The following is a 14,589-nucleotide window of genomic DNA, read 5'->3' on the forward strand; positions in this document are numbered from 1 at the left end:
CGTATCAAGTATTATGCTGAAGTTAGGTTTTGATAAATGGATCGTCGTGCTGACCGTAACGATGGCCGCTCTATTGCAAACGATTGACTCATCGATCGTTAACGTTACGCTAAACCAGATGATGGGCAATCTCGGCGCGTCGCTCGGTGATATTAGCTGGGTCGTTACGGGTTACGCAGCCGCCAGTGCTGTTATGATTACCATGTCGGGCTGGTTAACATCCAAGCTAGGTCGTCGGAATTACTTCGCAGCGTCGATTGTCATGTTCACAATCGCGTCTATTTTCTGCGGTACGTCCACCAACGTGTGGGAACTAGTATTTTTCCGGGTTGTACAGGGCATTGGTGGCGGTGGTTTACTGACAACAGCTCAATCCATTCTGATTCAGACCTTTCCTAAGGAAGATCTGGGTATTGCCAACGCCATTTTCGGGATGGGTGTAATCATTGGCCCCTCAATTGGTCCTACCCTTGGCGGGTACATTACCGATAACCTATCGTGGAACTGGGTATTTTACATCAACATTCCGTTCGGGATTCTAGCCACGTTCCTGACCTATACATATATTAAGGAGCCCGCTGAGAAAATAGTGGCGGGCAAGATGGACTGGTTAGCCCTGATACTCCTGATCATGGGCATTGGTGGATTGCAGATCATTTTGGAAAAAGGCGAAGAAAAAGACTGGTTCGATTCAACGTTTATTGTTGGAATGACCATTGCAGCAGTTGTTGGCCTGATTGGCTTTATCTGGCGGCAGTTGGCTGCCAAAATACCTATTCTGGACTTAAGACTACTACTCCAGCGACGGTTTGCGGTGGGTACGCTGTTTAATTTTATTCTGGGTTTCGGTCTGTTTGCGTCGGTCTTTATTATTCCGGTTTTCTGCCAGACGATTCTGGGATTTACAGCCAGTCAGACAGGATTGCTGCTGATGCCAGGCTCAATTGCAACGGGCATGATGATGCCTGTGGTTGGCGGATTGATGGGTAAGAATTACATATCACCCATCTGGTATGCCGCTATAGGCTTTCTGCTGTTTTTCGGCTTCTGTTTCGATTTGTCGGCCATCAACCTTGCGGCCGGGCCTGATTATTTTTTCTGGCCACTCATCATTCGGGGCGTTGGTATGGGACTGATCTTTATTCCGCTGACAACCATTACGTTGTCGGATTTGAAAAACATTGAAATTCCTCAGGGTTCGGCCCTCACGGGTATGATTCGTCAGTTGGGCGGTACATTCGGAACTGCTATCATGACCACGTATATTTCAACGCGTACTATGTTTCATGCGTCGCGTCTGGGGGATAATGTTTCAATCTACAATCCGCTATCCGTCGATCGTATTAAGCAATACACCAGCTTATTTCTTTCTAAAGGAGATGCCCTGATGTCAGCCACCAGCAAAGCGTATGGCCTTATGCAGGGTGCCGTTATGAAACAGGCATTAGTGATGACGTATGCCGATACCTTTCTTGTTATCGGCGCGTTTTTCCTTGTCTGCGTACCGTTGCTGTTACTGTTTATCGGTAAGAAAATTGAAGCACCAGCCCACACGGAAATGGTGATGGAGTAAATTATTGAGTTGATTTAAATCTTCGTGATTACATAAGTTTTGGTAGGTACTATTTTGTTTTTTTAGAGTAGATAGTTAACAAAGACCGGCAGAATTTCTGCCGGTCTTTTTGCTTTACAGCGGTGTCAGGTAAATTAGAACACCGATTAAAAAAATAATCAGAAAATAGAGAATTCGATTCGTGGATAAGTTTGCTTTTGCTCGATTACATAGATGTCATTCCGTGTTTTCAAAATTGGCGTAATTTGTCATTCCGACGCAGGAGGGATCTTAAATTGTCTGACACGCGAGATCCCTCCTGCGTCGGAATGACAAAAATGCGTTCATGGGTAACGGATTTAAATGGTAAAACGAAAATCCAAAAACAGACTCATCGTCTACATAGATAAGAAAAAAAAGAGTAAGTTCCGTAAGAGTTCAGCGTATGCGTTTGTCATGATATACGAATTGGTTTATAACGAAAAACGAGTAGTTTTACCGTACATCGTTCATCCTCACGTACATAAGCTACCATGTCTACTCGTAGGACCTTCTTTCGCCAAACCGCAGCCGTAGCCACCGGTGTCCTGACACTCCCTCAATTTTTACCCGAAACGTTTGCCAGACCTGTCCTTTCTGCCGATTCCGGGCTGAAATCGGCTGCCGAGTGGGCGCAGGATGAAGATTTCTGGGCTTGGGTGAAGTCTGAGTATACCGTATCGCCAACACTCCTTAACCTCAACAATGGGGGCGTTTGTCCACAACCGAAAGTGGTGCAGGATGCGCATATTCGGTTTTACCAATACTGTAACGAAGCGCCATCATACTACATGTGGCGGATCTTGGATCAGGGACGCGAAGCACTACGCGAAAAATTAGCCGATTTAGGCGGCTGTTCACCCGAAGAAATTGCTATTAACCGCAATGCCACCGAAGGCTTGAACACCGTTATTTTTGGCCTGAATCTGAAGCCGGGCGACGAGGTTGTTTTAACTAAACAGGATTATCCCAACATGCTCAACGCCTGGAAACAGCGCGAAAAACGAGACGGTATTAAACTGGTTTTTCTGGACTTAGAATTGCCCAGCGAAAACGACGACGCTATTGTTGATCAGTATGTTAAGGCATTTACGTCTCGAACAAAAGTGGTACACGTAACCCACATGATCAACTGGATAGGCCAGGTATTGCCCGTTCGAAAAATTGCCGACGAAGCACACAAACGAGGTATCGAAGTGATTGCTGATGGTGCCCATTCGTTTGCCTTATTTGATTTCAAAATTCCTGATCTCGGTGCCGATTATTACGCCACCAGTTTACACAAGTGGCTATGCGCGCCCTTTGGGAGTGGGATGCTCTACATCCGACAAAACAAGATTCGCAATGTGTGGGCATTGCTATCGAATACGGAACCCGATGGGCCCGATATTCGTAAGTTCGAGAGCCTCGGTACGCGCTCGTTTGCGTCGGAAATGGCTATCGGAACGGCCGTCGATTTTCATAACAGCATTGGAACCGCTCGTAAGTTTGCTCGAGCGCATTACCTCAAAAATTACTGGATGGAACGCGTTCGGGAGTTGCCGGGCGTTAAAATCCATACGTCATTCAAACCCGAATTTGCGGGCGCTGTTGGCCTGTTTTCCATCGATGGGATGAAGACCAGCGAGGTTGACGGACAATTGCAGAATAAATACAAAATCCACACGACCGGTATTGATTGGGAAAACATTCATGGCGTACGGGTAACGCCCCATATTTATCATACGCCAAAAGACCTCGATCGGCTAGTGGCGGCAATCACAGCCATGTCAGAGAAACAGGCCGTAGCCAGTAAGAAGAAAAGTTGATTAGAAAATCCTCTATTTATCCTTGTTGTTGATAGGCATTTGCGCGTAGCTTACCGGCCTGTTTTATGCATCAACCATATGGATCAAGTTAAGTGGGGTATCATCGGTTGCGGAGACGTAACCGAACTGAAAAGTGGTCAGGCTTTCAATAAAGTGCCTAATTCGAGTTTAGTCGCAGTAATGCGTAGGGATGCTGAAAAGGCCGCCGATTATGCAAAAAGACATAATGTGCCTGCTTGGTACGACGATGCCGATGCCCTGATCAACGATCCGGCAGTTAACGCAGTGTATGTAGCCACGCCCCCAGGCAGTCACGCCGATTACGCAATTCGGGCCATGCGGGCCGGTAAACCGGTATATGTAGAAAAGCCGATGGCACTGAATGCGGTAGAATGTGAAGCCATGAACCAGGTTAGCCGGGAAACGGGCGTGCCTCTTTTTGTGGCGTTTTACCGCCGGGCGCTTCCGTATTTCCTGAAGATAAAAGAACTCATTGATCAGAATGTAATTGGCGATATTCGGTATGTTCGGGTTCAGTTGAACTGGCAGCCTTATGCCGAAGAAGTGAGCGAAAATCCGAAGCCAAGATGGCGGGTTTCTCCTGAGATTTCGGGAGGTGGACATTTCCACGATCTGTCTGCTCATCAATTCGATTTTCTGGAATATGCCCTTGGACCAATCAAAACGGCTACTGGAATTGCCCGGAATCAGGCCGGTTTATACAACGCCGACGACATTGTAATAGCTAATTTTGAGTTCGAATCGGGTGTATTGGGGAGCGGAACCTGGTGCTATACCGTGAACAAAGAACAGCGTATCGACGAAACGCAACTCATCGGTTCCAAAGGAAAAATTACGTTCTCCTTCTTTGAAAAATTTCTCATCAGGGTAGAAACCGAAACCGGCTCCGTCGACTACACCGTTCCATTTCCAGAGCATGTACAACAGCCATTAATTGAGTTGATTGTAAAGGACCTACGGGGAGAAGGAAAAAGTCCAAGTACGGGCGAAACAGGCGCACGGGCTAATAAAATAATCGACTGGATTACAGCACATTAATGGGTACTTATGTAGAGACGCATCCTTGCGTCTCTACATAAGTACCCGTCGCCTGGACGCCCAATAGCAACTGCCTATGGCTCCCAGCCAACCGAGTGCCAGCCACGCGCCAACCGGCAGGCCGAACATAATGGCCAGTAATCCCCCGATGAAACTCGCAAATATGCCCGATAACCAGCGTTCGGGCAGGATGTCATACCCGTAGGCGAGACTGTGCAGGAGCATCAGTCCACCCCAACCGGTCAGCCAGAGCCAGACAATGTAATCAAGCCGGATTTCGGTTGGGTAATTGCGTAGGAGAATCAGTAATTCGGGTAGCCATATCAGTCCGTACATGAGCGCATACCGACCGAAACGCTGCCACCACGACAGCGGCAAATTTTGCAGGAAAAGTAAGTACTGCCGTTCGAATGCACTGACCTGTCCACCCACCTGCGAATGCCCCAGGATAGCCAGCAAAAGGCCAATAAGCAGTAACCGCTGGTCATAATCATCGGTGGGATAAAGCCGGCAAACTCCCGCCAGCAACAGACCAGAAAAGGCCTTCGTCAAAACCAGCGAAAGAGGTTCATTCCGAAGCCAGTAGGTCGGGAAAAATAGTTCATAGGGCAATTTAACGGTCAGGTGAGGCAAGTGAAGGGTGTTCGGGTTGGGGTGTCGCAACCGATGATCGGCCAGCCAGGCACCTACCACGATCAAGCCTACAATAACCAGCACAATGGCGCTTAGCGAATTCCATTGTCCATACTGAGTGGCTATCTGCACCATCCAGCCCGCATATAAGATAATGGGCAACAGCATGGCCGTTTGCACGACCAGCCACATCGCCAAGCGGATTGGATTGGGCACGAGCCAAAACGTTTGCAGAAACAGGTGTTCTGGAGCCGTTAACGCCTGCCAGACAAAAGAGATAGTTTTCAGGAGGTATAAACTCCATAAAATAAATACGATCGTCAGAAAAAACGGCGAGACTAATGCCGCCGTAATCAGGGCTTTGTGCTCAACAGAACTCAAAAAGCCAAAGGCTACTAATATGACGACCAGAAATGTACCCGCGTTTTTGGCGTAGAATGAACGAACGAAAATTCGGTTTAGAAGGGATAGCATGGCCGGGCTTAGGTTGTGGGCGTGATAACGCCGTTGCCAACTTGCCAAACGCCCGTCAGTAGCAAACCCGTAAGGCTAATATCCTGATGCGAGGTGAGCAGAAAGGAAACATCCTGTTCAGTACGGAGTTGCCGAATATAGGCAAATAGCTTGGCGGCTGTGGCAACATCTAAAGTCGTCAGGGGTTCGTCGAGAAGCACTAAACGGGGCGTTCCCAGCAAGGCCAGCAATAAAGATAATTTTTTGAGCATGCCGCTCGAAAATTGCCCGGTTGGCTGTGTCCAGAATGTAGTCACCCCCAGCGTCTCGGCCAGTGCATCTACTTGTCCAACAGGCGCTTTCTTCGCTTGCCCAACGAATCCGACGAGATCACGGGGTGTCAAAAAAGATGGGTAAAGTGGCTCTGCTTCAGCATAATTCACCCGCAGTCGATACGCTACCGGATCGCGACTAATTTCGTATCGGTCTTCGAGAGAAATTTGACCGGAAAAAGGCAACAGACCCGCTACAGTACGAAAGAATGTCGTTTTACCCGACCCATTACCACCCCGAAAATAGTGAATGCCGGGTGAAAGAGTAAGGGCTGGTATAGTCAGCACAACATGGCCGTTGCTGTAGGCTTTCGTGAGGTCAGAAACGTGTAGCAAATGATGAATTATAAATGTTGAATTCTAAATGATAATCGCCAAGCTGATGAACCAGTAAGACTGGTCAGCGCGGACAAAATTCATCATTCATCCCTGGAACGCCAGCCCGGTTATAACTCATCATTAAGTTTACCATTTTACACTCAGTCGAACGCCCCCAACGCCATTTCGGGCGGGAGCCGCGTTGTAATATCGGTTGCCTACGGCATTAAGGTCGTACCCAAGCGAGTAGGTTCTGTTCAGTAAATTGTCGCCACTGGCGTATACATCAATCGCCCAGTTTTTGCCTAGTGATCGACGAACCCCCAGCGTGGCTTGTAGCAGTTGCGTGGGGTCCGACAAGACCGTATTGGCATCGTTGAGAGCGAATTGGTTCAGAAATTGGTACGTTACATGGGCATAAAAACCGGATCTGCTTTCAGCATCTATACCAGTCACGTTGGTTGTTGGTGCCACGCCCGGAACCTTGTTGTTCGAGAGGTCAGCAGTACCTTGTTGGTAATCGCGGAACCGATAATTGGTGAGCGTCAGGCTGTTCCAGATTCGCAGGAGGGAAAACAGTCCCGATTGGGAAGCGAAATAGGAAGGTGGCAGGAAGTCGTAACTTACCTGTGCTTCCAGACCGCGCTGGTCGGTACGGCCCGCGTTGACAAAATATTCTGCCCCGGCTTCATTGGACCGCCGGACAATGGTTTCGCGCAATTGAAACTGATAAACCGCGATGTCGAAGCGAAGTTGGCTTTTGAGCGCCGACCCCCGCAATCCTACTTCGTAACTCGTACCGCGTTCGGGATTGAGCGTCGTGTTGAAGCCCCCCGCCGATGGGCGTACTTCCTGACTTGAGGGAGCTGAATAACCCGTGCTTATGCTTACGAAAGCCGAAACATTGGAGCCAAAGGTTCGCAGTAAAGCTACTCTTGGTAACCAAACGGGCGAAAAATTCCGCGCTAAGAGCGTCGCTGGTAACGCCCCCGCAGCCCGTGTTGGAAAGCGGGTAAACCCATAGCGGGCATCGTTACGACTCAGGCCCGCCGTCAGGCGAAAGTGAGCGGGTAATTCGGTTTCGGCCTGAGCGAAAAGGGTCGCCTGTCGGGCGGTCAACTCTTCGTCGGTCTGGATAGTATCGGCGGTTCCCCCTCGATTGCCAAAATTACGGTCTACCGTGAAGTTGCGCAATAATTCAGCGCCGACCGTGAACGTCGTTGGCAACGGGCCATTCGGTAATCGAATTTGCGTAATCGTCCGACCTCCGATTCCCTGATCGGCCCGTTTCTCGTAGTTGGTAATGAACGGATTCGCAAAGTCAGTGGTCGAGCCATAGATGACGGTTGTGTTCTGAATCCGGTCATTCCAGCGATATTCGTGCGAAAAGCCCAGATAGCCAACTTTCTGATAAATACCCGCCTGCTGGGCCGCACTACTGGGTAGGGTAGCGGTAGCCGGGCGAGAGGCTCGCGGGTTTGCTTTAAACTGCGCTTCGTTCAGGCCGCCGGGTGTTTGGTAATGCAGGTCCGAATACAAAGCCAGTACCGAAACTGTCCGTTTTGGACTAACAGTAAATGAACCTATAAAGCTTAGATTGTCGCGCACAACGGCACTTTGATCTCGGTAGCCATCAGACTGTAAATGGTTGTAATTAAGCGATATAGCTGAATTATTTTTACCGGTCTGCACCGAAATTCCATTGCCGTATAGCCCATAACTTCCGCCTAATGCCGAGACTTCTACACTGCTTTTGTTGGCCGGGACAGCCAGTCCGCTAAACAGCACTGTGCCACCGGTCCCGGCTCCGTACAAACTGCCCGATGGTCCTTTAATCACTTCAATTCGGCCCAATGCCCGCACATCCAGCGCGTTCAACGGTGTATTCCCACCCGCGTCCGTAAGCGGCAGTTCATTCCAGTAGGTCTTGATATTCCGCACGCCAAATGGTGACCGGATAGCGCTGCCCCGAATCGCCAGCCGGTAACTCCCCGGCGATCGCTCATCGGCCCGAACGCCTGGCAGCGTGTTGAGCGCGGGCACGATCGTAGGCGTGCCAAATCGTTGGTTCAAATCCCGACGGGTTAATAAACCAACTGAAGCCGGTGTTTCCAGCAATCGCCGATTGGTCGCGTACCCTCGTACAACGACTTCGTTGAGTTGGAGCGTGTCATCGAGCGAAGTGGCTGTTTGGGCAAAGAGAGTTATTGGTAAAAAAAAGGAAAGCAATAAAGCGGTTGAGCGTAAACGATTGAGCATATTACTACGGGATAAGTAGCGTAAAAGTACAACGTAAGAAGGGGAAATAAGAAGGTATACAAAGTTGAAAGAACAAATGTGACGACACTATAGCACCGTCTCTCCATGAGCAAGCTGTATGAAAAGACATAGTATCCGGTTCCTGCTTGCTACTCGAAAAACGCCTGAAAACTGGTTAATCATGGTAACTTCATCCGGTACAACCGAAACGGATAATCGACCTTATCCTGACCATTGTTGTACCGTTTGGTGCGTTGGATCTGAGCCGCCGTGAGGTAGAGATACCCATCGGAGCCAACGGCAAAGCTGTCCGGCCAGAGCAAACGGCTATCGCGGACGAGCGTTTTAAGTTGCCGGTCGGGAGTGAGGTAACGGACGGCCTTGTCAGGTGAATTGGTCATAAATACGTTTCCTTTGGCATCGGCAACCATACCGTGCGAAACGCCTGCTTCGGCCATTGTTTCAACGTGCGAAGCCACTTCAGCCGGAGACAACGCCGGATTATTGAGGTATTCCGTTGCAATCCGGTATAACTTGGTCTGATTGATGGCCCGGTAGTACAAATAGGTAAAGTCGCGGGTGAGGGCGATACCATTCACGTTGCTGCTGAAAGGCCTACCCTTGTCATCTTTCACTGCCTGACCATCAATTGTGAGGATAAAGTCCGGGTCGGCTTTTGTCGATTTATCACCTTCAAGCAGTGTTCGGCTTTTGCTCGTTTTCAGGTCCAGCACGACAATGGCTGACCGTTTCGGATCGGAGAGATAGGCCACTTGCCGACGTGCATCCACCTGTACGTCATTCAGACCCATACGTTCGCGCGGCAAATCGTCGAAGCGGTATATTTTCTCAACCTGATTCGTTGCCAGATTGATTTTCATGAGTTTAATGCCCGCCGAAATGGGCGGTTGGTCAGCTGGATTTGCTGGATCAAGTACCCAAAGTGCATTCGTCTGGTCAACAAACAGAGCCTGTACATTGATAAAGCGATTTTGCGGATTCAGCGAGTCCCACTGATTCCATTCGGCATTTGGGTAGGGTCGTCTTTCCCCCGTTCCGTCTTTCCGGTTTACAATCTCAGCCAGCCCATAATCGTAATTTTGTTTACTCTTTGGAAACGTAACAAAAATGCGCTCCGGACTGGATCGTCCCGGACTGGCTGGCTGTTCCTGCGACACACCCACGCCGATAGGTTGGTGCTTGCCAAACTCGGCAACCGTTTCTAACGCGGGCGATTGGCCCGATTGGGCACTCAGGGATAGACTGATTAGGGTCATTATACCTGACAAAAGCGTGATTTTCATTTCGTTCACAAATAATCAATGCACAAATGTAACGGCTTCTGAGGACGAAGGTTTTGGAAATTTCATCACCAGATCGTGGGGAAGGCAGTTACCTAATTTTACCTGAATTCGATAACCTTTGAGTCAACACAACCGTTGGGAAAGTCAATCAACTGCTTCCAATAGCTCAGGGTATGCATCAACGTATCAATCTAAAACGTATTCTTTTTGGTGCTCGTCTGCGATCTGACGTATCCAAACGGGCTGGCTTTTTCACCTGACAGCAAAACGATATATGTCGTTCAATCCGAACCGAAATTTCGTCCGAAAGAAGCGTTGGATGGTCTCAAGGCGGATCGTGAGGGAAATTGCTGGGTAGCGGGGCCGGGTCGGGTGGCGTACTCATTCTATCGTCGGCGGGCAAACTGCCTGGACGAATTGATACCGGCGAGGTGATGTCTAACGTTGCCTGGGGTGATGATGGAACGACACTTTATACAGCTTCGAGCCTGTTTCTGTGCCGGATAAAAACTACGGTAAAAGGTATAGTGCCGGGTACGTAAATAATGTATACGATAGTCGTAATTTACTGTCAACGAACTTAATTGGGTGAACTAACAGGAAAGTTTTTATCGCTTTTTCGTTATATTTGTTTCAAATCAAGCGGTTTGCTGGCCGGGAAGTTAAGGTCAGCTGTTTTTCACTTTTACTAGCTGTTACCTTGACATTTCAGGACTTTAATCTCCATAGCGACCTGCTGGCCGGTGTGGACGCCATGAATTACCTAAAGGCCACGCCGATTCAGGAGATGGCCATTCCCAAAATTCTCGAAGGACGCGATCTCATCGCCAGTGCCCAGACCGGCACCGGCAAAACGGCAGCTTACCTCATTCCGCTTCTCGACAAAATCTCCCATACCGACCACGATCACACCAGCACGCTCATTCTGGTACCCACGCGCGAACTGGCGAAGCAGATTGACGAACAGGTAGAAGGCTTTGGGTATTTTGTACAGGCCAACAGCATCGCTATTTACGGCGGGGGCAAGGGCGACGACTGGGATAAGCAACGGAAAGCACTCGAAACGGGTGCCGATATTATCATTGCCACGCCGGGGCGGCTTATTGCCCACATGCAGCTGGGCTATGTTAAGTTCGATAAAATAGATTACCTGGTGCTCGACGAGGCCGATAAGATGCTCGACATGGGCTTCTCGGACGACATTATGAACATCGTTGAGAAAATTCCGGTCAAGCGGCAGACGTTGCTGTTCTCAGCCACGATGCCCAACAAAATCCGGGAGTTTTCTAAGAAGCTATTAACTGATCCCGAAGAAATCAGGTTGGCCGTATCGAAACCAGCCGCCGGTATTGACCAGCAATTTTATCTCTCGTACGATAATCAGAAACTGCCCTTGCTGGCTCACCTGATTAAAAATAGTACTAAACCCGTGCTGAGTATGGTGCTGTTTACGTCTCGAAAATCCGAAGTAAACGGCATCGTTCGGGCGTTGAGTAAACTTGGTTACGAGGCTCGCGGCATTAGTTCAGATTTGGAACAGGATGACCGCGAGGTAGTGTTGCGCGATTTTAAAAACAAGGCGTTCCCAATCTTAGTCGCTACGGATGTACTGTCGCGGGGTATTGACATTGACAACCTGACGCATGTAGTCAACTACGATATTCCGCGCGATGCCGAGGATTATGTTCACCGGATTGGGCGCACAGCGCGGGCTGCCACTACGGGAACGGCCATCACCTTTATCAGCGATCAGGACCAGAATCGAATCATTAATATCGAGAAACTCATTGAGCGTGAAGTTGTTAAGCAGGCTCTCACCGAGGAGTTGGGCATGGGCAAATCGCCCGAGTTCGACCCGAAACGATTTAGTGGACTACGTGGTAAAGGCCCCCGTGGAACCGGAGGATCTGGTGCTGGCCGGGGTGGTCGCGACGGCGGACGACATAGCGATGGACAACGGCGTAACGGGAACGCTCCGACTGGCGAACGGCGCGAAGGTCAGAACGACCGCCGACATGACCGTAGTGGTGATGCTGGACGCAGACCTCGCCCAGTGGAGGGAGCATTGCCCATTGCCGAGGTGCCAGTGAATATGAATGGAGGAGTTGACCTGGCACCCGTAGCACAGGCGCAACCGGCAAACCCCGACGTTCAGTCAGCGGACAAGTCCAGACGTCGGAAAAAACGTCGTCGCGGACCTAACGGTGAAGGTCGTGAAACTGACCAGAGCCAGACCAACGCGCCAACGCCGGTTATTGAATAAACAACTATGAGTCATACTGGTGCGGCCCGGAACTACTTCCGGGCCGCATTTTTTTGCTATCTTTTGTCCTCAAAAAAAAGCCGCCAACTATGAACGTTTCCATTTCCCGTCGAACGTCGATACAAACACTTTCTCTGGCCGTTGGTGGGTTGCTAACGCATCACTCAACCGATCTGTTTGCTAAACAGGTTGCCCCGAAAAAGGTAGGCGTTGCCCTGGTAGGACTTGGAAATTACGCCACAAATCAACTGGCTCCCGCTCTGTTGGAAACGCAGAACTGCTACCTCGCCGGTATTGTAACTGGCTCACCTGATAAGGCCAAAACCTGGGCAGCTACCTACAACATTCCAGCGAAAAATATATATACTTACCAGACCTTCGACCAGATTCGGAATAATCCTGATATCGACATTGTCTATGTCGTTTTGCCTAATTTTCTCCATGCTGAATATACCATTCGGGCGGCACAGGCGGGTAAGCATGTCATTTGTGAGAAGCCAATGGCCATGAACGCTACCGAAGCCCGGCAGATGATTACGGCCTGCGAAAAAGCGGGTGTGCAGCTTTCGGTTGGTTATCGGCTTTATTTTGAGCCACATCATCTCGAAATGCGTCGGCTGGCTGCCGAGAAAACGTTTGGCCACGTAAAGGTGATTGAATCGGAGTTGGGGTTCACCGTGCCGGGGCCGAATTCCTGGCGACTGGACAAGAAAATTGGTGGGGGAGGAGCCATCATGGATTTGGGTATTTATGCCATTCAGGGTGCCCGCCGAACCCTCAATCTTGACCCTATCAGCGTTACAGCACAAGCGTTCACCTTCGATAAGGAGCATTTTAAAGACATCCATGAGACGGTTTTCTGGCAATTTGAGTTTCCGGGCGGAACCGTAGCGCATTGCAGTACAACGTATTCGTCTTACGTAGACCGGCTCTACGCCACCTGCGAACGAGGCTGGTTCAAACTCGAACCGTCGTTCAACGCGACGGGTGCTCAGGGAGTTACGAGCCGGGGTGCTATGGACGTGCCCTCCCCTCATTACCAGCAAATTGCTCAGATGGACGCGTTTGTTCAGGCAATACAGACGAAAACCAAACCCGAAGCGTCGGGCGAAGAGGGCTGGAAAGATATGAAACTCATTGGGGCAATTCTACAAGCCGCCGATACAGGTCGAAAAATTCAACTCGACTGGCGTAGTTAATTATTTTTGCCCGTTTCTTCAAGATACGTAGACTGCGAACAGCACTATTCCTGTCTGTAGTTATTCTTAAAAAACTTCGCCCAAGTTGAAAAACAACCCTTTCGATCCGTCGAAGCCGAAGCCGTAGTCAACCGAGAGATTCGTGCGCGACACTTTGTTCATTTTGATGCGCAGACCCGCACCCACTGCCGGAACAACTTTTTCAAACTGCCCGCTTGGTTGTTCCGTTACGGTTTGGGCGTTGGCAAAGACTACCCCGCCCAGCAACCGGTCGTTGGTGATGTGAAAGCGGTATTCGGTTTCGGCATACAGCAGATTTTTACCCCGGAACCGCCCCTGAATAAATCCCCGGCCCACGTTGCCGGTGTTGTCCCAACCGGTGCTGGGCAAATCCAGAAACGGAGGGTCTCCGGTCAGCGTCAGTGCATTGTAGGACCAGAACGCCAGAATATTGTCGGAAGTCGGTGAGAGATGAATGTATTTTCGAGCCTCCAGCAAGAGCGATTGATAGGTATTGTCACTTCCCAGTTGACTCATATTAGCGCGATATACAGCATTTACATAAAATCCACCAGCTGGATTAATCGCGTTTCGACGGTTATCATAAAGCACATGTACGGCTGGCCCCGACGAGACCGACCGGCCTTCAACCCCATTCGTGTACCTCGAAATACGCGTTACTTCCCGGCGGCTGTTGTAGCTGTCTATATTCCAGTGGAGATCTAAATAATACCCCACGCCAGCATACAAATTGGGTGTTAGCCGACGCAGAAAACTCTGGTAAAATCGGAAGTAGGCGTAATCCATATTAATAACCCGGTCGGTGGAGGTGTACATACCCAAGCCGTAGGTTGCCTGAGGGTAGTGCATCAGCCGCCAGTCATTGGTCCACAGAAAACGGTTGTCGTGACTCCAGATGGCCGAGTTGGCGGTGAAAATGACCTGATTATTCTGGGTATAGGAAAGCTGGCCCGTCATCGTCGACATATTCGCGTTGGGGTTCCGAAAAGCCGCATTAACCAGAACCGCGACTAAACCACGAGTTTGTAACGTATACCCAACTTGAGGAATCACCAGCACAAAACGCTTCCCCTCATGCAAGCTTACCGAGTCGTGGGGAGTAATGGGCAAACGTGGATACCAACGTTTCAATACATCGGCAATGTCTTGATGGCGAGTAGGTTGACTCTTAATAGGTGCACTACTGTTGACGGCTATCGTATCCGCCAGTGGCATCTGGGTTGCGCGGCAAGTGATAGCCAATAAAGTTACTAGCAGGAATCCCACAAACAGGTTAGGTACGGGTTTCATGGGATAGCGCTACACGTATCGGATAGAGTTGATAATAGCGAATTTAGCAAACCAATTGC

11 protein-coding genes are annotated in these 14,589 nt (G+C 49.7%); 6 read left to right on the forward strand and 5 right to left on the reverse strand.

All coding sequences use genetic code 11. The annotated features are described in order from the left end of the window. The first annotated feature begins 13 nt into the window (after window positions 1-13). The 3 genes from ACFS25_RS11785 (at window position 14) to ACFS25_RS11795 (ending at window position 4,458) form a co-directional block, all read left to right on the forward strand. Window positions 14-1,573 carry a DHA2 family efflux MFS transporter permease subunit gene (locus ACFS25_RS11785; protein ID WP_381500370.1) on the forward strand — a complete coding sequence of 520 codons (1,560 nt, stop codon included), beginning with the start codon at window positions 14-16 and terminating at the stop codon, window positions 1,571-1,573. Window positions 1,574-2,085: 512 nt separating this feature from the next. After that, entirely contained in the window at window positions 2,086-3,399 is a 1,314-nt protein-coding gene (locus ACFS25_RS11790) for an aminotransferase class V-fold PLP-dependent enzyme (protein WP_381500373.1), read from the forward strand. A 78-nt stretch (window positions 3,400-3,477) separates the two neighbouring features. Further along, on the forward strand, window positions 3,478-4,458 hold the full coding sequence (locus tag ACFS25_RS11795; RefSeq protein WP_381500376.1) for a Gfo/Idh/MocA family protein: 981 nt from the start codon (window positions 3,478-3,480) through the stop codon (window positions 4,456-4,458). Between the two features lie 33 nt (window positions 4,459-4,491). On the opposite strand, the gene ACFS25_RS11800 is transcribed toward ACFS25_RS11795, so the two are convergent. The 4 genes from ACFS25_RS11800 to ACFS25_RS11815 all read right to left on the reverse strand — a co-directional run bounded on the left by ACFS25_RS11800 (window position 4,492) and on the right by ACFS25_RS11815 (window position 9,757). Then, window positions 4,492-5,565 carry a hypothetical protein gene (locus ACFS25_RS11800; RefSeq protein WP_381500380.1) on the reverse strand — a complete coding sequence of 358 codons (1,074 nt, stop codon included), beginning with the start codon at window positions 5,563-5,565 and terminating at the stop codon, window positions 4,492-4,494. Between the two features lie 8 nt (window positions 5,566-5,573). Next, window positions 5,574-6,212, reverse strand: a complete 639-nt coding sequence (locus tag ACFS25_RS11805) for an ABC transporter ATP-binding protein (protein ID WP_381500384.1) — start codon at window positions 6,210-6,212, stop codon at window positions 5,574-5,576. Between the two features lie 129 nt (window positions 6,213-6,341). Further along, window positions 6,342-8,453 carry a TonB-dependent receptor gene (locus ACFS25_RS11810; RefSeq protein WP_381500386.1) on the reverse strand — a complete coding sequence of 704 codons (2,112 nt, stop codon included), beginning with the start codon at window positions 8,451-8,453 and terminating at the stop codon, window positions 6,342-6,344. A gap of 179 nt (window positions 8,454-8,632) precedes the next feature. Then, entirely contained in the window at window positions 8,633-9,757 is a 1,125-nt protein-coding gene (locus ACFS25_RS11815) for an L-dopachrome tautomerase-related protein (protein ID WP_381500389.1), read from the reverse strand. A 210-nt stretch (window positions 9,758-9,967) separates the two neighbouring features. Here ACFS25_RS11815 and ACFS25_RS11820 point away from each other — a divergent pair, with 210 nt between their 5' ends. The 3 genes from ACFS25_RS11820 to ACFS25_RS11830 all read left to right on the forward strand — a co-directional run bounded on the left by ACFS25_RS11820 (window position 9,968) and on the right by ACFS25_RS11830 (window position 13,219). Continuing rightward, window positions 9,968-10,192 carry a hypothetical protein gene (locus tag ACFS25_RS11820; protein WP_381500392.1) on the forward strand — a complete coding sequence of 75 codons (225 nt, stop codon included), beginning with the start codon at window positions 9,968-9,970 and terminating at the stop codon, window positions 10,190-10,192. Between the two features lie 319 nt (window positions 10,193-10,511). Beyond that, window positions 10,512-12,020: a DEAD/DEAH box helicase gene (locus ACFS25_RS11825; protein WP_381500880.1), complete on the forward strand. Its 1,509-nt coding sequence runs from the start codon at window positions 10,512-10,514 to the stop codon at window positions 12,018-12,020. 89 nt (window positions 12,021-12,109) lie between these two features. Next, complete coding sequence (locus ACFS25_RS11830) at window positions 12,110-13,219, forward strand: Gfo/Idh/MocA family protein (RefSeq protein WP_381500395.1); 1,110 nt, start codon at window positions 12,110-12,112, stop codon at window positions 13,217-13,219. 66 nt (window positions 13,220-13,285) lie between these two features. Here the strand turns inward: ACFS25_RS11830 and ACFS25_RS11835 are convergent, their stop codons facing one another. Beyond that, entirely contained in the window at window positions 13,286-14,530 is a 1,245-nt protein-coding gene (locus ACFS25_RS11835) for a BamA/TamA family outer membrane protein (protein ID WP_381500398.1), read from the reverse strand. Between the last annotated feature and the right edge of the window lie 59 nt (window positions 14,531-14,589).

Source organism: Spirosoma flavum (assembly GCF_042686045.1).
In the GTDB taxonomy this organism is placed as follows: domain Bacteria; phylum Bacteroidota; class Bacteroidia; order Cytophagales; family Spirosomataceae; genus Spirosoma; species Spirosoma flavum.